Raw genomic sequence first — 20582 nt, 5'->3', positions numbered from 1 at the left:
AGCCATTCAAAGCAACATTCGTCCAGTATAAAATTTGTACGCATTCATTTAGTTGCCAACCAAATGGCGCGACTTATCTGCTATTGGGCGGAGTTTATGGCCTCTTTACCGGTAACCAAGCGTGCATTGACTGTGCCCTGATCGGGGCTGGGCGTCACGACAACAACTTCATCTGCATGCAAGCCGGGCAACTCAAGTGCGCGATCATATGCCCCTTGCGTAGCAAGGTCGTGCACAAGGCGCACCACATAACGCATAGCTTCATGCGCGGGCAGCTGCGCATGCGCGAAGGTCAGTTCCTGATCGCATAGCCACGCCAATCCTGTTGTTTGCAAAATACCGATCGTCGACATATCAAAGCCAACGCACAGCAATGCCGGAAATGCCGCACCTTCGGCATATTGCGCTACAGCCTCCGCGTAATAATCATATCCGGAAACGACCGCCGCCGGAGACCAAAACACGGCCTTGATACCCAATTTGCGTCCCAAAACCTCGCCAAGCTCCAGCATAGCCTGAACAATTGCGGGAACAGTACGGCCAGATGCGACCGCTGGGCCCAAATCGATGTGCACGGCGGAATGAATATCGGAGAGATCGGCGTTACAAAAAATGTGGTGCGTTGCGGCTGGTGCAGGGCACGCCTGCAACGCATAGCTAAAAGAAACACCGCTAAATAGCAGACTGCCCGATACGCTCGCTATGTTGCTGCCGTCATTAAAGGTGATGCCAAGCCGATCGAAATCGACGGATTGCCACATTTCCTTCAAATCGGCGAAGCTGGCCGCCGAAAGCAATGACATAACCGACATACGATTTTCCAATCGAAGTTCCTTTTTTGTTCGTATTGTTCGAAACAAAAAGGTTCAAGCGATTTTGCGACAACGCACGCGCGCCGCAACGTAGCGTTTAAATTTCGACTTGGCTTCCCAGTTCAACCACCCGATTGCTGGGCAGCTTAAAGAATTCCATGGCGTTTGCGGCATTGCGCAACATCCATGCGAAAATCTTTTCGCGCCAGATCGCCATGCCGGGGATTTTCGACGCAATAAGCGTCTGCCGCGAAAGGAAGAAGCTGGTGTGCATCATATCAAACTTTGGACCGCACAGATCGACCAAATCGAGCGTAGCGGGGACATTGGTTTCTTCCAAAAAGCCAAAGCGCATTTTGACGCGATAGAAACCTTCACCCAGGTCTTTGCAGATAATCCGATCGCCGGTTTCGACAAAGGGGACATCTTCGATTTGCACCGTGAGAATGATGACGCGTTCATGCAATATGCGGTTGTGCTTGATGTTATGCAGCAAAGCCGAAGGAACCCCGCTCGCGGCCGACGCCATGAAAATCGCCGTACCCGGAACCCGCGTCGCGCTGTTTGCAGCCGATTTGATGAAGATTTCCATTGGCATGGTGCTTTCGGCCATACGCTCGCGCATCAACGCGCGTCCACGTGACCATGTCGTCAGCAACGTAAAGATAACGAGGCCAATAACGAGCGGCACCCAGCCACCCGACGGAACCTTGAGCAGGTTTGCGCCGAAATAGGCAAAGTCGACGATGAAGAACAACGCCAAGATCGGAATGGCTTTCCACTTTGGCCATTTCCAAAGCGACAAGAGCACGACCGCGATCAGGCAGGTATCGATAAACATCGCACCCGTCACCGCGATACCATAAGCAGCGGCAAGGTTTGACGAAGACTGGAAGAAAAGCACGAGCAAGAGGACCATCACCGCCAGCCCCCAGTTGATTGCCGGAATGTAAATCTGGCCTGCGGCTTTTTCACTGGTGTGCAAAATGCTCAAGCGCGGAATGAAGCCCAATTGAATGGCTTGCTGGGTCAGCGAGAAAGCACCCGAAATCACGGCTTGGCTGGCGATAATCGCGGCCAAGATCGTCAATATGATAACGGGCGTGCTTATGATGTCCGGCACCATCAGGAAGAACGGGTCGCGAATGGCCATCTGGGCTTCCTCAGGCGTCATCGACAGGATCATTGCCCCCTGCCCCATGTAATTCAGCATCAACGCGGGCAGAACAAAGAACAGCCAGCTGAACTTGATTGGGCGCCGTCCAAAATGCCCCATATCGGCATAGAGCGCCTCGGCCCCGGTAACGGCAAGAACTACAGTACCCATCGCGACAAACGCGCGGAAGCCATCAACGTAGAAAAAGTAAAAGGCGTTCAGCGGGTTCAGAACATCGAGAATGATCAACGGCATCTTTGTTAGATGCATAATGCCAAGGCCGGAAAGCGTTGCGAAGTAGACCAGCATGATCGGCCCAAACCATGCGCCAACCTTGGCCGTACCACGCGACTGAAACGCAAAAAGTGCACCGATAATCACGACGGATATGGGCAGGATCCAGTCGCTAAAGTCCTGGTTGACATATTTCAGGCCTTCCGCCGCGGACAGGATGGACATCGCCGGCGTAATCATGGAGTCACCATAGAAAAGAGCGGTGGCGAAAACGCCCAGCATCACGAAAGGCGCGGTCCATTTTGCGCCCGCAGTCTGCCGGTTAATCAGCGCGAGAAGGGCAAGACTCCCGCCCTCGCCCTTATTGTCGGCCTTCATAATCGTGAAGACATATTTGAATGTCACAACGATCATCATCGACCAGAAAACGAGACTTAGCACACCATTGATGTGCATAGGATCGGGGGTGATGGGATGATGTCCGGCGAATGTTTCGCGGAAGGCATAAATCGGGCTCGTCCCGATGTCGCCAAACACGACGCCAACTGTGCCAACGCACAGGGCGAGCAACGACCCCTTCGGGGCATGACTTTCATGATGATCTTGCTCGCTATGACCAAAATCGTCTGCGGCTTGCGGTCCAACCATTTCGTTTCCCCGGCGTTTGCCCCGATTGCCGTAGAAGCATTCGGGACGCGCGCATTAGCATGGCCACCAACCCATCACAACAAAGCAATAAAGCCCGCCATCATGGATAAAAGATATTTTTATCAGTTACTTAGATGCACTCGCCGCTTGGGCATCAGCGGCCTGCGCCTGCAATGCCTTCGCCGCTTGCAGTTGCGACTCAATACGTGCCTTCCACTTGGCTTGCGGTGTTGCGAGCGATACGGTCTTTTCCCAGAGCAAAATGGCCCCGTCGAGGTCACCGGCAAAGAGCTGCGCTAACCCTGCAAAATAATATGGTGCAGGATAATTGGGCCGGATTGCCCGCGCCTTATCAAATGCCAACTGCGCCGGTGGCGACATTTGGCCTTCGCTTGCGAGCATCAGCTGCAAACCCAATGCGGACCACAAATCCGGATTGTTGGGGTCTTGGCGCAAGCCAGCCTGAATATAAGATGCCGACAACGGGTAATCGCCCTGCTTGGCAAATGAGTCCGCGGTAACAAGCCAGCGTTTTGCGCTGCCAAAGCTTTGGTCCATATCCGCCCGTATGTCGACCAACTGGATCGCGGCGACTTCGCTTGCCGCCAGTGACTTGGCAGGCGACGATGGTGTCGAGGGCAGCCCCTGAAGCGCATATCCCGTCATGCCCAATAGAATGACAGCTGCGGCAATCTGCCACAGGCCTTTCGACGATCGGACATTCCAGACGAGAACGGCTAGGCTGAGTATCGCCAAAATGCCAAGTGCAAACCAACCGTTCATGCGCCCCTCCGGAATAGTCCGCGGGCGAGCCATATGCCCGCGATCAGGACCAATAAGGGCGTCAGCCAAAGCAACAGGCCTGCCCCCTTCATATCAGGTTCGAAGCTGACCCACTCACCGTAGCGCGCGATCATCCAGCCCCGAATGGCCTCCGGTTTCTGCCCGGCTGCAATTTGTTGCCGCACCTCGGCCCGCATCGTACCCGCCATGTGCGCGTCACTATCGGCGATCGATTGGCCCTGGCATTGAATGCAGCGTAAGCTGTGCATCAACTTGGTTGCCGCCGCTTCCTGTGCGGGATCGGGCAACTGACGGTTTGCTAATGCAGGCGTGGGACCGCTGCCTTGCGCAAACATAGGTGTTGCAAGCATCAGGCATATGAGCGCGAGCATTCTCATTTCGCCGCGTTCACTTTTTCAATCAGTATCGGGACATGTTCAGCCCGGATATCGCCGATATGCTGATACAATATCGTGCCGTCACCGCCGATGACGTAAGTTTCCGGAACACCCGACGAACCAAGCTTAAGCTGAACAGCCATTTCGCTGTCCGATCCAATGCGCCGGAACGGGTTGCCGAATTCGCTTAAGAATGCTGCGACGTCTTCGGGTCTGTCGCGAATGGCGATGGCGTCAATTTCGATACCTGCCTTTTTCAAGGCTTCAAGATAGGGCGCTTCCGCCTTGCACGGGATGCACCAGCTGGCAAAAATGTTCAGCAAACGGGGCTTTCCGTCGGCCATATCGGCGCTGCCCAAGCCTTCGACACCCGCCGTTGCCGCAGGCAATGAAAATGCAGGCAGCTTTTGGCCAATCATCGCCGAATGCACCTGTTCGTCTTTGGGGACGGCCAGGCCGTAAATGGCCAAACCGCCAATAAAAGCAACCACCGCAAGCGGGATCCACAAAAGCCAAGACCGGTTCATGTTGTCTGCCACTTGTTCTTCGCAGGCTTTTTCGCGCGCCGGAACATGCGGCCAAGCAGCGCAATGATGCCACCGACAGCGATCAGCAGTCCACCATACCAGATAAACGGCACAAAGGGTTTCCACCACAAGCGCACTTGCCAGCGGCCATCGCCCTCTTGGTCCGGCTGCGCAATGACGGCATAAAGTTGGCCATTCCAACGCGTCAGCAATGCCGCCTCGCTCGTTTGCATTTCAGGTTTGAAAAACTGCCGTGATTGCGGACGAAGCACAAAGGCATTGCCATTTTTCACCGCCTGCAATTCGCCTTCGATGGCAACCCAATTGTCACCAACAACAGGATTGACGTCGTCGAGCTTCACTTGCCAGCCCGCGATTTCCGCGCTTTCGCCCGGGGCAAGCGCAGTTAATGTTTCTGATGAAAAGCCAGACTCTGCCGCCATGCCGAAAACGCTCACCGCAATGCCGAAGTGGGCAATGACCATCCCGAATATAGGCAATGGTGTGCGCAGCAATTTGCGGCCGCGCAAGGGCAGCCAAGCGGCGACAGCCAGTGCCAATGACAAGGCAATCCCAAGCAGCGGGAACAGCCCAACGTCCGGCGCGAATTTCCAAACGGCGATGCCGCTGCACAACAAAATTGCAGCGCCCCCGATAAGCCAATATTTCAAGCGTTTGAGATCATCGCGGCGCCAGCGCAGTATCGGTCCAATCAAAAGGGCAAGAATCAACAGAACAGCGATAGGCACCGTTGCTCTGTTAAAATAGGGCGGGCCAACCGAAATCTTGTCGCCCATCGCTTCAGCCGCAAGCGGGTACAGCGTGCCGATGAGTACCACGGCAAGAATGACGCTGAGGAAGATATTGTTCGCCACAATGCCGCCTTCGCGGCTGATGAGCTGAAACGGCTCGCCCTGCTTGACCGAACCAATGCGCAAAGCAAAAATCACAAACGCAAGGCTGGTGTATATCAACATCAAGGCAAGAATGAACGCGCCGCGTTCCGGATCGACAGCAAATGCGTGGACGCTGGTCAAAATACCCGACCGCACCAAAAAGGTGCCAGCCATCGACATTGCAAATGCAACGAGCGCCAGCATGATCGTCCATGCGCGCAAAGCGTTACGGGTCGCAAGGACGCTGACCGAATGGAGGAGCGCGGTCGCCGCCAGCCATGGCAGCAACGATGCGTTTTCAACGGGGTCCCAGAACCACCAGCCACCCCAGCCAAGCTCATAATACGCCCAATAACTGCCGGCGGTGATGCCGATGGTCAGGAATATCCACGCCGCCAACACCCAAGGCCGCATAGCGCGTGCAAAGGCTGGCCCAACCTGATTGGTCAACAGTGCGCCCACGGCAAAGGAAAAGGCGATCGAAAGCCCGACATAGCCAAAATATAATGTAGGCGGATGGAACGCGAGACCGACATCCTGAAGCAATGGATTCAGTCCATTCCCTTCAACAGGCGCAGGCACCAGGCGTTCAAACGGGTTTGACGCGAACAAAAGGAACGCAAAAAAGCCAAGGGCAATGAATGCCTGCACCGCCAACGTGGCATTCAGCGTTTTGGACTCAATCCGCTTTTCCAGCAGCGCAATCGCAGCGCCGGACACCGACAAAACCGATACCCACAGGAGCATCGATCCTTCATGGTTGCCCCATGTGCCCGCCAGCTTGAAAATCAGGGGTTTATCAATGTGGCTGTTGCTGGCGACCAACAACACCGACAGGTCGGTGACGTAAAACAGCCACATCAGCGCGAGAAACGCGAAGGCGCATAAAGCACCTTGGGCATAGGCGGCAGGCTTGATGAGCGGCACAAGCTGCCCAGCGCCGCCGCGCAACAATGTCATGCCGCCTACAAGTTGGAGCAGCGCCATTGCGGCGGCCAGCCACAATGCGGCAAGTCCTGCCTCTGCCATCATGTCAAAGCCTTCATTTTGAAAGCGTGTCCTTTGTGTGTTCGGCGGAAGTCATGTCGATATCCGCCAGTTCTTTGGGCACATAATTTTCGTCATGCTTGGCCAGCAAGCTGTCCGCTATAAAGATGCCGTCGGCGCCAAGCCGGCCATCTGCAACCACGCCGGATCCTTCAACGAACAGATCAGGCGTAATGCCGCGAAAGGCGACCTTTTGCGTTTTATCTTTGTCCTGCACCGTGAAGGTAATCGAAACGCCATCGGTCGCACGGACGATTGAACCCTTTTGCACCATCCCGCCAAGGCGGATGGCCTTACCCGGCGCAACATTGGCGCTCGCTAAGGTGGTGGGCGTGTAAAAATATGAGGCTTCTTCGCGCAAAGCCGCCGCCGCGATCAGGCCAGCCCCAATCAAGGCGAAAACCGCGACCACCGCGAGCAGCAGGCGTTGATGCTTGGGTTTCATGGCTGTTGCCTCAATTCATCTGCAGATGCCTCTGCGCGACGCATGGCAAGATAGCTGGAAATCAACAGCCAGCTCATGCCAATGCCTGTAACGGCGAACGACGCGATAATGAACGGTGCGTGCGGCATCAATAGTCCGCCATCCGGCGCATGCGCGCTTCAATCCGCATTTCAGCCAGCGCAGTGCGCATCCGCATCAGCACCAACGCGCCGAACAACAGGCTAAAGCCCGCAACCGAAACAAAAAGCGGCACCAAATAAGCTTGATCGATGGACGAGCCACCCAAGGTGATGCTCGCCTTTTGGTGTTGGCTTTCCCACCAGACGACGGATCGGTTGATGATGGGAATGTTGACGGCACCGATGATGCCGAAAACAGCAGCAACGCGGCTGGTATCGCCCTTCTCGCTCGATGCGTTCGAAAGCGCGATATATCCAAGATAGAGGAAGAACAGCACCAGCATGGATGTCAGGCGTCCATCCCAGACCCACCATGTTCCCCATGTTGGCCGGCCCCAAATCGACCCGGTGATCAGGCAAATCGCCGCAAAGGTCGCGCCAGGGACCGCAATTGCGCGCGCCGACACGCCAGCAAGTGGATGACGCCAGACCAGCTGAATGATGCTGGCAATGGCAATGCCGGTCCAGCCACCCATACCCAGCCAAGCCGCGGGCACATGCACAAATATAATCTTTACGGTGTCACCCATGAGGCGCTCAGTCGGCGTGAAGAACGCACCCCAAAGGCAAGCCCCAAGCGTCAAAGCGATGCCCATCCACAACAGCCAAGGCGTGAGTGGCTTTGCGATTCGCAAAAAGCGGGCAGGATTGGCGAAACGGTGCATAACTCGGCGACGCATCTAGCACCGCAAAAGCGTTACGCCAATGGATTTGGCATCAACGACCAATAAGCTTTTGTGCCATATTGTCGGCGACTTCAGCCGGTGTCTTGCCGGTCGAATCACTTTCAATCCAGATTGCCTCCAATCGGCCCGCAATGCCATCGACGCGCCGGTTAATCTCGGCATCATCGGCATTTTCGATCTGGCGCAGCACGTTGATAATGCCGCCTGCGTTAATGACATAATCAGGCGCATATAAAATGCCGCGGTCGGCGAGCATCCGGCCTTCCGCGCCAGTTGCCAACTGGTTATTCGCTCCACCAGCCACAGCCCGCACTTTCAGTGCCGCTACACTGGCTTCGGTCAGCACGGCACCAAGCGCGCAAGGGCTAAACACATCGGCTTCCAATGCCATAATGGCATCGGCCGCAACATTTTGCGCACCAAGTTCATGTGCAAGGTCTGCAGCACGCTGCGCATCAACATCTGCGAGAGTGAGCTTGGCGCCCTCTGCCGCCAGATAACGGGCGAGCCCACAACCGACGCTGCCGACGCCCTGAATGGCCACATGGACACCCTTTAGGTCGTCGGTGCCAAGCGCATGCTTGACCGCTGCCTTGACGCCGAGAAACACGCCACGCGCTGTATAGGGCCCAGGATCACCACCTTGGCCCGGAAGTCCGGCCACATGCGGGGTAACCTTGGAAACCGCGACCATATCCGCTTCGGAAATGCCCACATCCTGCGCAGTGATGTATTTGCCACCGAGCGAATCGACCGCACGTCCAAACGCTTCAAGCAATTCCTGCGGCTTTGCCCGCTGCGGATTCGCCAAAATGACGGCTTTGCCACCACCGGCCGAAAGCCCTGCCATGGCGTTTTTATAGCTCATCCCGCGCGATAAACGGAGCGCGTCGGTGATCGCCGCCTGTGAGCCGGCATAATGCCAGAAACGCGTTCCGCCCGCCGCAGGCCCCAAATGGGTAGAGTGCACCGCAATAACGGCCTTAAGGCCTGTCGCACGGTCGTCAAACACATGGACAGCTTCATGCGAGTCAAAGTCTGGCAAATCCCAAATAGCGGGCATCTCGTCACTCCCAAATGCGGACGAATTCATTTCAACAACGTCGGAATCAAATTACACACTGACGTAATAATATTACGCAATGCGAAAGTCACTCGGATTATGCGGGGGGAATAAATGGGGCGACCGAGGGGTCTTGAACCCCCGACCTCTGGTACCACAAACCAGCGCTCTAACCAACTGAGCTACGGTCGCCATAGCGCCACTAAGGCAGGCGCGTTCCTATATTTTGGCCTTAAGATTATCACATGCCGGGCGTCAACCCGGCACGCTGATTATCTTATTTCTTGAGGCTAAGGCCACCAAAGCGCTTGTTGAACTGCGCAACGCGGCCGCCAGTGTCGAGCATACGGCCCGAACCACCGGTCCATGCTGGGTGCGAAGTCGGGTCAATATCCAGAGCCAATGTGTCGCCTTCCTTGCCCCAGGTGGAGCGTGTTTCGAAGACGGTGCCATCGGTCATCTGCACCTTGATCATATGATAATCGGGGTGAATGTCGGCTTTCATATATAATTCCTTTGTTCAGCGACCGGTTTCCGACCGGAAGCCCTAAATTCGGAAGCGCCGCGCATAGCGGCGGACGCCAGTTATAGCAAGTTTCAATTATCCGCGAATATCATCACGCGGGAGGATCCGCGATCATGGCCATAAACTCTGCCTCAGCCGCGACCTGATCCCCCATCATCGCACGACCGGCAAATTTGCAAACCCGCGGACGCTTTTGCACAAATTCCACATTCAGATGCAGCAAGCAGCCGGGCTCGACAGGTGCACGGAACTTGGCATTGTCGATGGACATGAAATATACGAGCTTACCCGAACCAATCAACCCAAGGCTCTCCATTGCCAAAACGCCAGCCGCTTGGGCCAGCGCTTCGACAATCAGCACGCCGGGCATGATAGGCCGTCCAGGGAAATGTCCCTGAAAGAACCCTTCATTGATCGTTACGGCTTTAATCGCGCTGATGCGCTCATCAGGGATAAGCTGTTCAACGCGGTCAACCAGCAACATCGGGTATCGATGCGGTAGCACCGACATAACCCGGCGGACGTCATAGTTGCTAAAATCAGCCTCGCTCATTCCGCTTAGCGGCTTTCAGGCTGTGCTGCAGGGCTTGCTGGCGCGGCAGCACGTGGCTGAGCCGCAGCGGCTTGAGCGGCTTGCATCTGCGCAGCGTTGTTAAACAGCTGCTGAATTTGCTGATACAAAGCACCAATCTGACGCGACGGACGATAGCCCGCAGGGGGCGTGATTGATGCTGTTGGAATAGCCTTATCCAGCTCAGCAGTAATCGCAGATGTTACGTCAACAGCTTCAGGTGCCCACACAAATGCGTCCGGCGCCAAAATGACGCTAATTTTCTTTGCAGCAACAACCGCCTGCTGCGCCGCTTCATACTTCACAGCGATCTGTTCGACGGCATATAATTGCGCCAAGATGATCGGCTCTTGAAGCGTATTGATTTCCTTTTGCTTTTCATCAAGCTGCGTCAGCAAAGGGTTTTTCGCCTTAATTGCTGCGTCGAGCTCAGCCTGCGTCAGCTCTTTATCCTTATTGGTATCAAGCTGCACATTGATGTTGTTGATTTCCTGACGCTTGGTCTGCATCTGCTGAACAACGCCTGCATATTGCGTGCCGATCTGCTGATACGCTGTGCCGAGTGCCTTTGTACGGGCAATTGCGACCGATGTTTCGGCGGTTGCAATGCCGGATACCTGAGCCGTTGCGGGAACAGCAATGGCTGTTGCGGACAAAAGAGCTGCCACGATGGCGGTGTTACGAATTTTCATTAGAATTGAGTTCCTACGTTGAATGTAAATAATTTGGTGTCGTCGCCGGGCTCTTTTAGCAGCGCACGGGCAATATCAAGCCGGAACGGACCAAAGGGCGAGTTCCAGTTTACGCCAAAACCAACCGACATACGCGGCTTCCATGTGTCACCATAGAACCGCTCTTCGAAACGCAGCGCAGATATGCGCGCCGATCCATCGGCATTGGTCGCAGTGGTTGACGTCTGAAGCGTTCCTGTTGTGTCCACAAAGTAATATAACGGCGCACCCTGCTCATCGCGTTGCTGAACCGTCTGCAATATAGGACGGGTCACGTCAAAAACCGAACCAACATCGAGGAATAAAGATGGGCGCAGACCCAGTTCTCTGGCGCCACTGCCCAACGGAATCTGAAGCTCCGCACGGCCCATATAATAGGCCCGACCGCCGATGGCATCGTCTTGAATCTGGTTCCGGTCCGTCAATGCCGTGTTCACGGCTACGCCGTTGACGACTCCGCCTTGAAAGAACACGCGCTGTACCCGTGGACCAACGCCGCGAATATCAAACCCGCGCATCTGTGGTTCACCGAGGTAGAAACGATCGGTCAAACGGACGTCATCAACGCCCACTGACTCAAGGCCGCGGCTTTCGAGCGGGTGAATATATCCGCTCTCAAGTGACAGGCCGAACACAAAGTTTCCAAATGGCTTCCAGAATTTGTCTGCGTTAATGCGCGTCTTGACATATTTAACGCTGCCGCCAAGCCCTGCAAAATCTTGGCTAATACCAATACTCTGGCCACGCGTTGGACGGATCCGGTTGTCGCGATCATCATATAACAAGGTATAACCCAGCGATGACGTCAGGCGTTTGCCCGTGGCATCACACAGGAACCGGCCAGCAACGATTGGGTCGCAAGATGCAGGCAGCGGCCCCGTACCATCTGGGTCAGTGAAAAACGTGTTTTCATCCAACGAGATGTTGTCCTGGCTAAGGCCATAGCGTGCCTGGAAATAAATATATTCGTTCACCGGCACACCAACGCGCAGTTGGAACCCGGTGGTTGCCTGCTCATAGGTTGTGTTGCGTTGATTGTTGAAGAAGTTGAAGCTGTTCAAATCGCGACGGAAGATATCGCCGGACACCGCAATTGAACGGTCAAACAGATAGGGTTCCGTGAACCCAATTTCAGCGGACTTTGAATAGGATGAATAAGAGATATTCGTCCGCAATTCCTGGCCAACACCGCGGAAGTTCCGCTGCCTTACGGAACCTTGGAAAATGAAGTTCTCGATGGACGAGAAACCAGCCGAAAGCGACAATTCGCCCGTTGCCTTTTCCTCGACATTGGTCGTCAGTACGATGCGGTCGGGCGCAGTGCCCTGTGTTTGTTCGACTTCAAGCTCTTCCTGAAAATAACCAAGTGACTTGATGCGTTCTGCGGTGCGCTTCACCTGAATGCTGTTAAACGCGTCGCCTTCGTTCAAACGGAACTCACGGCGAACCACCTTGTCTTGGGTCAGCGTATTGCCGTTAATGTCGATACGCTCAACGAACACACGCGGCGATTCCGCCACGTTGAATGTGATACCCATCGTCAGCGTTTCTTTGTCGCGCTGGAAATCGGGGTTCACGTCGGCAAACGCATAACCAAATAGACCAGCGGTTTCCGAGAGGCTTTCGACCGTATCTTCGACCATCTTGGCGTTGTACCAATCGCCCTTTTTCATACGCAATGTCGCCGTAAGACGTTCGGAATCGAAATCGCGGATTTGGCTTTCAACCTTCACATCGCCGAATTTGTAGCGATCGCCTTCTTCCACCACATAAGTGATGATGAAATCCTGCTTATCGGGTGTTAGTTCCGCAATAGCGGATACCACGCGGAAATCGGCATAACCTTGCGTCAGATAAAATTGGCGCAATTTTTGTTGGTCGAATGCCAAACGATCAGGGTCATAGCTGGTGCCTGAGCTGAAGAAGCGGTAAAACCGAGCCTGCTTCGTCACCATTTCGCCACGCAGGTCGCCATCGGAAAACTTTTCGTTACCGATGATGTTGATCTGCTGGACCTTTGATTTTGGGCCTTCAGTGATTTCGAAGACGATATCGACGCGGTTCTGATCCAACTGGACCAGCTTAGGTTCGACCACCGCAGCAAAGCGCCCTTGACGCTTGTAGAGTTCAACGATGCGCGCAACGTCCGCGCGGACTTTCGAACGCGAATAAATCTGGCGCGGTGCCAATTTGATTTCAGGTTCGATCTTGTCGTTCTTGATGCGCTTGTTGCCTTCAAGAATGATGCGGTTCACCACCGGGTTTTCGCGCACTTCAATGACAACCGCGCCCGAATTGTTGCGCACGGCGACGTCCGCAAATAATTCAGTCGCGTATAAATCTTTCAACGCTTGGTCGGCAGAAACCTGCGTCCAAAGCTGCCCCGTGCGCAAGCGGATGTAGGACCGGACCGTTTCGGCCTCGAGTCGCTGGGTGCCAACGACGGTGATGGAATTGATTTGATCGACCACAGCTGGTGCAGTCGCCTCAGCGGCAGGCGCCGGCGGCGTTGCTTGCGCAAACGCGGGCGTCATCGTGCCTGACGCCGCAAGGGCCGTCGAACCCATCAAAAAAATGCCAACGCTTTTGAGGTTGCCGAAAGGTCTACTTTTCATTGTCATCCGATCTGATGTCCGGGCCCCACCGGGAGTTGGCTTATTGCCGCTAAAACGGTTTTGCGTCCCTGCCCCATGCAGCGTCCGCAATCAAGTCTGCAATACCTTCAGCCGCTTTCAAAAAGCCCGAAAGACGCAAGGTCATTAAATGTCACCATAAGCATGAACGCCGCTAGCATCGCAAAACCTGCACGAAAAGCCCACTCCTGCACCTGCGGCGTTGCGGGCCGTCTGCGTATCGCCTCAATTCCGTAGAGCAAAAGATGTCCTCCATCGAGCATTGGGATTGGCAGCAAATTGATGAACCCCAAGTTAATCGAGATGAGGGCGGCCAAGCTTATGAACGTCAATATGCCAAGGCTCATCGCTTCGCCGGACACTTTTGCGATTTTCAACGGCCCACCAAGTTCGGAAAGCGGACGCCGGCCCGAAATTATCTGCCCAAGGCCAATCATCTGCTGACGCAGGACATTGCCTGTTTGCAGGACAGCGGCCCACGGCGCCTCCAATATCCCGACTTCACGGACTTCCACCTTGCTGGCGCCAACGCCAATACGGCCGATACGGTATTCGTTTCCGAAACGGTCGGTTTCTTTGACTTCGGCCACGACGGCTTCTTTTGCCAACCGCTCGCCATTGCGTTCGATTTCGATGGTAACGCGCTCACCGGGGATCATGATGGTCTCGTTGGCCATCTGGTTAAAGGTTTCGATGCTGCGTCCATTGAATTTTAGTACGCGGTCGCCTGGCATCAGACCGGCGAGGGCAGCAGGGCTTCCGGGTTGAACCACGTCAAATACGGGCGGTGTAACCGACTTCCCGAATGCCAGCAGAAAGCCCATGAAGATGAGTATCGCGAGCAGGAAGTTTACCGCGGGGCCCGCAAACACGATCAACGCGCGCTGCCACAGCGTTTTGGACTGAAAAGTCTGGTTGCGTTCGGCCTCGGGCAGTTGCCGCCAGCTGTCATCGGCTTGGCTGGACGGGTTCATGTCACCTGCGAATTGAACAAATCCGCCCAATGGCAGCAGTCCAACGCGCCACAATGTGCCGCGCTTGTCGACCCTGCCCCAAATTTGCGGGCCAAATCCGATGGAGAATTTGTCGGCCTTCACGCCGAACCAACGGCCAACGAGATAATGCCCAAGTTCATGCACAACGACCAAAGACCCGATCAGCGCAATGAACGCGATCAGGGTCAAAAAGATATTGGGTGATTCAGTTGCCACGCGTCAATGTCTCCAATTCGTGCCGCGCATAGATGCGGGCATCTGCATCTATGCTGAACAGATCGTCCAGATGTGTGGGCGCAGCCGGTGCATAGGCAGTCAATGTCGCTTCCACCAAGTTGGCGATATCCAGAAAGCCAATCTGGCCGTTCAAAAACGCTTCGACGGCCACTTCATTGGCGGCGTTCAGAATGGCCGGCTGCGCGCCACCTTCGGTAATCGCCGCACGGGCCAAGCGGAGCGCGGGAAAGCGCACAATGTCGGGCTGCTCAAACGTCAGCTGGCCGATGGTCGCGAGATCCAGCGGCTTGCAGTTCGTGGCCATACGTTCCGGCCATGCCAGCGCGCTGGCGATGGGTATGCGCATGTCTGGCGAACCAAGCTGCGCCAGCGTTGAACAATCGTCATACTCCACCATCGAATGGATGACCGATTGCGGATGAACCAAAATGTCGAGCTTATCGAGCCCGACGGGAAACAGATGATATGCCTCAATCAGCTCAAGGCCCTTGTTCATCATCGTCGCGGAATCGACGCTTATCTTTGCGCCCATGTCCCAATTGGGATGCGCGACAGCCTGCGCGGGTGTGACGCTACGCATCTGGTCAAGCGAGAACGACCGGAACGGGCCGCCGCTTGCCGTCAGCGTGATTTTGCGCACATGTTCCAGCTTGCTACCCGCGAGGCACTGGAAAATGGCATTATGCTCACTGTCGACCGGCAGTAACGATGCGCCGGACTGCCGCACCGCGGCCATCATCAGCGCGCCGGCCGAAACCAGTGCTTCTTTATTGGCAAGCGCGACCGTTTTGCCCGCCTGTATCGCAGCCATGGTGGGCGGCAGTCCAGCACAGCCCACGATTGATGCCATGGTCCAGTCGACGTCACGCTGAGCGGCCTCAATGAGCGCCTGTGCGCCCGCAGCCGCTTCGATGCCCGTGCCTTGCAGCGCATCTTTAAGCGCCGGATAGGCAGCCTCTTCAGCGACCACCGCCAGCTCTGCACCAAATTCAATAGCAAGCTTTGCAAGCGCTGCGGCATTGCCATTGGCGGTCAGGGCTACGACGCGATAGACGTCGCGATGCTGACGCACGAGATCGAGGGTGGAGAGCCCCACAGAGCCGGTGGCCCCGAATATCGAAACACTGCGTGTCATCGCTAACCGCCCATTACGCTTTGCGAAACGGTGATCAGCCCGGCAACAAATGCGACCGCAATCAGACCGTCGGTACGGTCAAACAAGCCACCATGCCCGGGAATAAGCCCTCCGGAGTCCTTCACCCCTGCCCGTCGCTTCATCCAGCTTTCGAAAAAATCACCGATTTGTGCAACCACTGCGAGCGCAGCGCCGGTTAAGGCAAGTCGCTGCCAACCATAAGTCAGATAAACGTCGCCATCACCCGCGTTGCCGCCCCTGAATGCATAAATCGCGGCCTGAATAGCAATCATCGTCAAGCCAGCGCCCACCATGCCACCCAGCAAACCAGACCATGTTTTGGATGGGCTGATGCGCGGCGCGATTTTTGGCCCGCCGAGTGTCCGCCCCGCGAAATATGCGCCGACATCGGTTCCGATAACGCCTGCAATCAGCATGATCGTGGGCGTCATTCCAAAAAACGGTGCGCTAAACAGCAACAAAGTGAAGCAAGCCAGTCCAACGTACAAAAGCCCGCCGACAAGCCAGATGATACGCGCGGGCATATTGCGGGCAAACGCAAGCGTGAGCTTTGCAAATTCCCAATATACGCCCAATCCGACGAGAACGATCAGCGCCATAAACGCATAGCCGCCCAGCCAGATCGCGCCGATAGCCACCGACATCATGGCAACGCTCGACAATGTCCGCACACCTAAGTCGGAACGCGGCTTCGTTAACGGAACGATCTTATCGTTCATCGACCACCATAACGTCGCTCACGCGTCGAAAACTCGGTCAAAGCCTGTGCGAGTTCATCCTTGCTGAAATCGGGCCACAGCGTGTCTGTAAACCAGAATTCGGCATAGGCCGCTTGCCACAGCATGAAATTCGATAAGCGTTGTTCGCCCGACGTCCGGATCAAAAGGTCTAACGGGGGCAGCCCTGCGGTGTCCAAATTGGCTTCGATAGATTCTACGGTAATCTCACCCTGCGCAGCGGCGGAACGGGCCGCGCGCGCAAGCTCGTCCTGCGCGCCATAATTCAGTGCAACGGCCAGCGTCGTACGTGTATTCTGTGACGTTCGCGCAATGGACTCTTCAAGCATGTCCACAATATCGGGCGCTAATGCTTTGTAATTACCTATTATCTTTAAACGGACATCATTGGCTGCGAATTCATCGAGGTCCGATTTGATGAATTCGCGCATCAACCCCATCAGGTCGTTGATTTCATCTTCGGGACGTTTCCAGTTTTCGCTCGAAAACGCATAAAGGCTGAGCGCTTCCAAGCCCAGCTCTCCGGCTGCGCGCACGATATTGCGAACGGTCTCAACGCCTTTTTTGTGCCCCATCGCGCGCGGCAACATGCGCTTTTTCGCCCAGCGCCCGTTGCCATCCATAATGATGGCCACATGCCGCGGCATTTTTCCAGTGCCGGCCTCAATGCGCTCAGTTTGGGAACCGGTGGTCAACACACTAGCCCGCCCGTTCGTATCGAGCACAATCGAGACACTGCGCAGAACCGACTGGCCTCTCTTCTTCGCGCGAGGCGAACGGGCAAGAGGGTGATACAGCGATCACTGGCTAAGGATTTCCTTTTCCTTATGCGCAGCGGCATCATCAACGGCCTTGATCATCTCGTCGGTCATCTTTTGAACTTCCGTCTCAAGCCGCTTGCGATCGTCCTCGCTGATTTCCTTCTTATTCTCGTCGGTCTTCAGCCCGTCATTCGCATCGCGGCGCACGTTGCGGATCGCGATTTTCGCCTTCTCCGCATATTGGCCTGCAAGCTTAGCCAGCTCTTTGCGGCGCTCTTCGGTCAAATCGGGGATAGGCAGACGCAGTGTCTGGCCATCGGTAATTGGGTTCAGGCCAAGCCCCGCCGAACGAATAGCTTTTTCAACGGGCGTCACGTTTGAACGGTCCCAGACCTGTACCGACAACAACCGCGGCTCAGGCGCGCTGACCGTTGCAACTTGGCTCAACGGCATGTGTGAGCCATATACTTCGACCACTACGGGGTCGAGCAAGGTCACGTTCGCACGGCCCGTACGCAAACCGGAAAGGTCGCTCTTAAAAGAATCAACAGCGCCTTTCATGCGGCGCTCGACATCAGTCTTGTCATATTGCGGCATGATTCAATTTCCTTCGCTTTTTACCACAGTAGAAGTGCCGCTTCCGTCCAGCACTTTCAAAATATTGCCCTGTTCGCGGATCGAAAACACCACGATTGGAATGTTGTTGTCACGGCACAGCGATACGGCGCTTGCGTCCATAACTTTCAGATTATCTGCCAACACCCGGTCGTAACTCAATGTTTCATAACGGGTTGCTGTCGCGACCTTCTTCGGATCGGCGTCATATACACCATCGACCGAAGTGCCTTTGAACAAGGCATCGCACTGCATTTCGGCAGCACGTAATGCGGCACCACTGTCCGTCGTGAAGAACGGCGCACCAACGCCGGCGGCGAAAATGACGATCCGGCCTTTTTCAAGGTGACGCTCAGCGCGGCGACGAATGACGGGCTCGCACACTTTGTCCATTTCGATGGCCGACTGAACCCGTGTGGGAACGCCAAGCTGTTCAAGCGCATTCTGCATGGCCAAAGCATTCATGACCGTTGCCAGCATGCCCATATAGTCCGCCTGTGCGCGATCCATACCCTTGGCAGCACCGGCCATTCCGCGGAAGATGTTACCACCACCGATAACGAGGCACAGTTGAAGCCCGGTATCCTGGGCCGCCTTTACTTCTTCGGCCACGCGCGCGACGGTATCTGGGTCAATGCCATAGGCCTGATCCCCCATCAGCACTTCGCCCGAAAGCTTAAGCAATATACGACGATAGCCGTGCGCGCTCATAATGTCCCTCGTCCCGATACAATAATGGCGCCCAGCTATAGGAGCCGCGCGCCACATCGCCAAGGCTTTATCCCCGTCATGTGACGGGGAAGCCCAGAATTTTTATCCGCCGACCGCAGCAGCGACTTCAGCTGCAAAGTCAGACACTTCCTTTTCGATGCCTTCGCCAAGCTGGAAGCGGACATAGTCCTTCAGCACGATTGGCTTGCCAGCTTCTTTACCAGCTGCGGCAACAACGTCGGAAATCGGTGTCTTGCCGTCCATAACAAATGGCTGGCTCAACAAAGCATTTTCCTTTGCGAACTTCTTAACAGCGCCTTCAACCATCTTTTCGACGATATCCGCAGGCTTACCGCTTTCCGAAGCCTTCTCACGGGCAATGCCACGCTCGCGCTCAAGTGTTTCCGCGTCCAAACCGGTTTCGTCGAGCGAAAGCGGGAATGCAGCCGCGATGTGCATCGCCAATTGCTTGCCGAGGCCGTCGAGCGTTGCAGCATCTGCTTCGCTTTCGAGCGCAACGAGAACGCCGATGCCACCCATGCCAGGCGCAGCAGCGTTGTGGACGTAAGACACGACGCGGCCATTGCTGACCGACAGCGACTTAACGCGGCGGATAACCTGGTTTTCACCGATGGTTGCAATATTGTTGGTCAAACGGTCCTGAACGGTTTCGCCATTGCCATAAGGCGCAGCCAAAACAGCTTCAGCGTCGTTTGCGCTCAGGCTCAATGCAACATTGCTGACAGCAGCAACGAATTCTTGGAACTGCTCGTTCTTCGCAACGAAGTCCGTCTGGCTGTTGACTTCGATGGCGGTACCCTTGGTACCTTCAACGGCAACGCCAACAAGACCTTCTGCAGCCGTACGGCTCGATTTCTTGGCAGCAGTGGCAAGACCCTTGGCGCGCAGCAAATCTACTGCGGCTTCGATATCGCCATTGGTTTCTTCAAGCGCCTTTTTGGCGTCCATCATGCCGGCGCCGGAAAGCTCACGCAGTTCCTTGACGGCTGAAGCTGTAATTGCAGACATATTTTGTCCTTTCGAATGAATGCAGCGGCATCCATGGCCGCCAATTTTGTCATTCCCGTGAAAGCGGGAATATATGATCCAAAAACGATGTTTACACCGATATTTCAGACCATGCCCCCCCCCGAACAGGTCGGGGGGTGACAAGGTTTATTAAGCGTCGGCAGCTGGTGCTTCTTCTGCAGCGATTTCGGCTACAGGTGCAGCTTCTTCGGCCAATGCAGGTTCAGCAGCTGGTTCAACTTCGGCACCAAGGTCTACGCCCTTGGCAACCTTAGCATTTACGTTGCCCTTGGTTGCCGCAGTGGCAACCGCGTCGCAATACAAACGAATGGCGCGCGCTGCGTCATCATTTGCAGGAACCGGGAACGCGATGCCGTCTGGCGATACGTTCGAATCGAGGATCGCGATGACAGGAATACCAAGAACATTGGCTTCTTTGATGGCGAGTTCTTCCTTGTTGGCGTCGATGACGAACATGACGTCAGGAATGCCACCCATATCGCGGATACCGCCAAGGCTCATTTCAAGCTTGTCGCGCTCACGGGTCATCTGAAGAATTTCCTTCTTCGTGAAACCGTGCGTGTCGCCCGAAAGCTGCTCTTCGAGGGTCTTGAGCTTCTTGATCGAGTTCGAAATGGTCTTCCAGTTGGTGAGCATGCCGCCCAACCAACGGTGGTTGACGAAATGCTGACCCGATGCGCGTGCTGCATCAGCGATTGGGCCCTGTGCCTGGCGCTTTGTGCCAACGAACAGAACCTTGCCGCCCGACGAAACGCTCTGGGCAACGAAATCAAGCGCACGTGCGAACAATGGCACGGACTGCGAGAGATCGAGAATGTGGATGCCGTTGCGCGCGCCGAAGATATACGGCTTCATACGCGGGTTCCAACGGTGTGTTTGGTGGCCGAAATGGGCCCCAGCTTCAAGCAATTGCTGCATGGTTACGACAGGTGCCGCCATGGTACTTCTCCTTCCGGTTGAGCCTCTGGGAAACTAGAACGTCACT

General features: G+C 55.4%; 22 protein-coding genes and 1 tRNA gene. All 23 read right to left on the bottom strand.

Annotated elements, in window-relative coordinates; genetic code table 11:
- Nucleotides 1–80 precede the first annotated feature (80 nt).
- A complete protein-coding gene (locus ACIQZK_RS04540; RefSeq protein ID WP_397575092.1) occupies nucleotides 81–824 on the bottom strand; it encodes a hypothetical protein in 744 nt (247 codons plus the stop codon).
- An 85-nt stretch (nucleotides 825–909) separates the two neighbouring features.
- Nucleotides 910–2850, bottom strand: coding sequence for a potassium transporter Kup (locus ACIQZK_RS04535; RefSeq protein WP_397575091.1), 1941 nt, complete (start codon nucleotides 2848–2850; stop codon nucleotides 910–912).
- Between the two features lie 126 nt (nucleotides 2851–2976).
- Entirely contained in the window at nucleotides 2977–3633 is a 657-nt protein-coding gene (locus ACIQZK_RS04530; RefSeq protein WP_397575090.1) for a tetratricopeptide repeat protein, read from the bottom strand.
- Nucleotides 3630–4004 carry a cytochrome c-type biogenesis protein gene (locus tag ACIQZK_RS04525; RefSeq protein WP_397575089.1) on the bottom strand — a complete coding sequence of 125 codons (375 nt, stop codon included), beginning with the start codon at nucleotides 4002–4004 and terminating at the stop codon, nucleotides 3630–3632. Before ACIQZK_RS04525 ends, ACIQZK_RS04530 begins: the two co-directional genes overlap by 4 nt.
- Nucleotides 4005–4027: 23 nt before the next feature.
- Entirely contained in the window at nucleotides 4028–4558 is a 531-nt protein-coding gene (locus ACIQZK_RS04520) for a DsbE family thiol:disulfide interchange protein (RefSeq protein ID WP_397575088.1), read from the bottom strand.
- A complete protein-coding gene (locus tag ACIQZK_RS04515) occupies nucleotides 4555–6486 on the bottom strand; it encodes a heme lyase CcmF/NrfE family subunit (RefSeq protein ID WP_397575087.1) in 1932 nt (643 codons plus the stop codon). Before ACIQZK_RS04515 ends, ACIQZK_RS04520 begins: the two co-directional genes overlap by 4 nt.
- A gap of 10 nt (nucleotides 6487–6496) precedes the next feature.
- Entirely contained in the window at nucleotides 6497–6946 is a 450-nt protein-coding gene (ccmE, locus tag ACIQZK_RS04510) for a cytochrome c maturation protein CcmE (RefSeq protein ID WP_397575086.1), read from the bottom strand.
- Nucleotides 6943–7074 (bottom strand): heme exporter protein CcmD, encoded by a 132-nt coding sequence (gene ccmD / locus ACIQZK_RS04505; RefSeq protein ID WP_333790361.1) that lies wholly within the window; start codon nucleotides 7072–7074, stop codon nucleotides 6943–6945. The genes ccmE and ccmD overlap by 4 nt, the downstream gene beginning before the upstream one ends.
- Entirely contained in the window at nucleotides 7074–7790 is a 717-nt protein-coding gene (gene ccmC / locus ACIQZK_RS04500; RefSeq protein WP_397575085.1) for a heme ABC transporter permease CcmC, read from the bottom strand. Before ccmC ends, ccmD begins: the two co-directional genes overlap by 1 nt.
- A 52-nt stretch (nucleotides 7791–7842) precedes the next feature.
- Nucleotides 7843–8874, bottom strand: coding sequence for a Leu/Phe/Val dehydrogenase (locus ACIQZK_RS04495; RefSeq protein WP_397575084.1), 1032 nt, complete (start codon nucleotides 8872–8874; stop codon nucleotides 7843–7845).
- Between the two features lie 115 nt (nucleotides 8875–8989).
- Nucleotides 8990–9066 (bottom strand) — tRNA-His (locus ACIQZK_RS04490).
- 85 nt (nucleotides 9067–9151) lie between these two features.
- Nucleotides 9152–9379 (bottom strand): 50S ribosomal protein L31, encoded by a 228-nt coding sequence (gene rpmE, locus ACIQZK_RS04485; protein WP_125230382.1) that lies wholly within the window; start codon nucleotides 9377–9379, stop codon nucleotides 9152–9154.
- A gap of 112 nt (nucleotides 9380–9491) precedes the next feature.
- Entirely contained in the window at nucleotides 9492–9953 is a 462-nt protein-coding gene (fabZ, locus tag ACIQZK_RS04480; protein ID WP_397575083.1) for a 3-hydroxyacyl-ACP dehydratase FabZ, read from the bottom strand.
- A gap of 5 nt (nucleotides 9954–9958) precedes the next feature.
- The gene (locus ACIQZK_RS04475; protein ID WP_397575082.1) at nucleotides 9959–10663 is read right to left on the bottom strand and encodes an OmpH family outer membrane protein; all 705 of its coding nucleotides are present in this window, start codon (nucleotides 10661–10663) and stop codon (nucleotides 9959–9961) included.
- Entirely contained in the window at nucleotides 10663–13269 is a 2607-nt protein-coding gene (gene bamA, locus ACIQZK_RS04470; RefSeq protein WP_397575081.1) for an outer membrane protein assembly factor BamA, read from the bottom strand. Before bamA ends, ACIQZK_RS04475 begins: the two co-directional genes overlap by 1 nt.
- Before the next feature lie 155 nt (nucleotides 13270–13424).
- Nucleotides 13425–14546, bottom strand: coding sequence for an RIP metalloprotease RseP (rseP, locus tag ACIQZK_RS04465; protein ID WP_397575080.1), 1122 nt, complete (start codon nucleotides 14544–14546; stop codon nucleotides 13425–13427).
- On the bottom strand, nucleotides 14536–15702 hold the full coding sequence (locus ACIQZK_RS04460) for a 1-deoxy-D-xylulose-5-phosphate reductoisomerase (protein WP_397575079.1): 1167 nt from the start codon (nucleotides 15700–15702) through the stop codon (nucleotides 14536–14538). The genes rseP and ACIQZK_RS04460 overlap by 11 nt, the downstream gene beginning before the upstream one ends.
- 2 nt (nucleotides 15703–15704) lie before the next feature.
- Nucleotides 15705–16442 (bottom strand): phosphatidate cytidylyltransferase, encoded by a 738-nt coding sequence (locus ACIQZK_RS04455; RefSeq protein ID WP_397575078.1) that lies wholly within the window; start codon nucleotides 16440–16442, stop codon nucleotides 15705–15707.
- A complete protein-coding gene (gene uppS / locus ACIQZK_RS04450) occupies nucleotides 16439–17107 on the bottom strand; it encodes a polyprenyl diphosphate synthase (protein WP_397575129.1) in 669 nt (222 codons plus the stop codon). The genes ACIQZK_RS04455 and uppS overlap by 4 nt, the downstream gene beginning before the upstream one ends.
- A gap of 153 nt (nucleotides 17108–17260) precedes the next feature.
- On the bottom strand, nucleotides 17261–17818 hold the full coding sequence (gene frr, locus ACIQZK_RS04445) for a ribosome recycling factor (RefSeq protein WP_324477378.1): 558 nt from the start codon (nucleotides 17816–17818) through the stop codon (nucleotides 17261–17263).
- A gap of 3 nt (nucleotides 17819–17821) precedes the next feature.
- Nucleotides 17822–18547 (bottom strand): UMP kinase, encoded by a 726-nt coding sequence (gene pyrH / locus ACIQZK_RS04440; protein WP_395636210.1) that lies wholly within the window; start codon nucleotides 18545–18547, stop codon nucleotides 17822–17824.
- 102 nt (nucleotides 18548–18649) lie between these two features.
- On the bottom strand, nucleotides 18650–19576 hold the full coding sequence (gene tsf / locus ACIQZK_RS04435) for a translation elongation factor Ts (protein WP_397575077.1): 927 nt from the start codon (nucleotides 19574–19576) through the stop codon (nucleotides 18650–18652).
- Nucleotides 19577–19726: 150 nt separating this feature from the next.
- The gene (gene rpsB, locus ACIQZK_RS04430) at nucleotides 19727–20536 is read right to left on the bottom strand and encodes a 30S ribosomal protein S2 (RefSeq protein ID WP_397575076.1); all 810 of its coding nucleotides are present in this window, start codon (nucleotides 20534–20536) and stop codon (nucleotides 19727–19729) included.
- Nucleotides 20537–20582 lie beyond the last annotated feature (46 nt).

It is taken from the genome of Sphingorhabdus sp. (assembly GCF_044338195.1).
In the GTDB taxonomy this organism is placed as follows: Bacteria; Pseudomonadota; Alphaproteobacteria; order Sphingomonadales; family Sphingomonadaceae; genus Sphingorhabdus_B.
The sequence above is the reverse complement of the archived record's forward strand: the minus strand, read 5'-3'. Positions and strand labels throughout refer to the sequence as shown.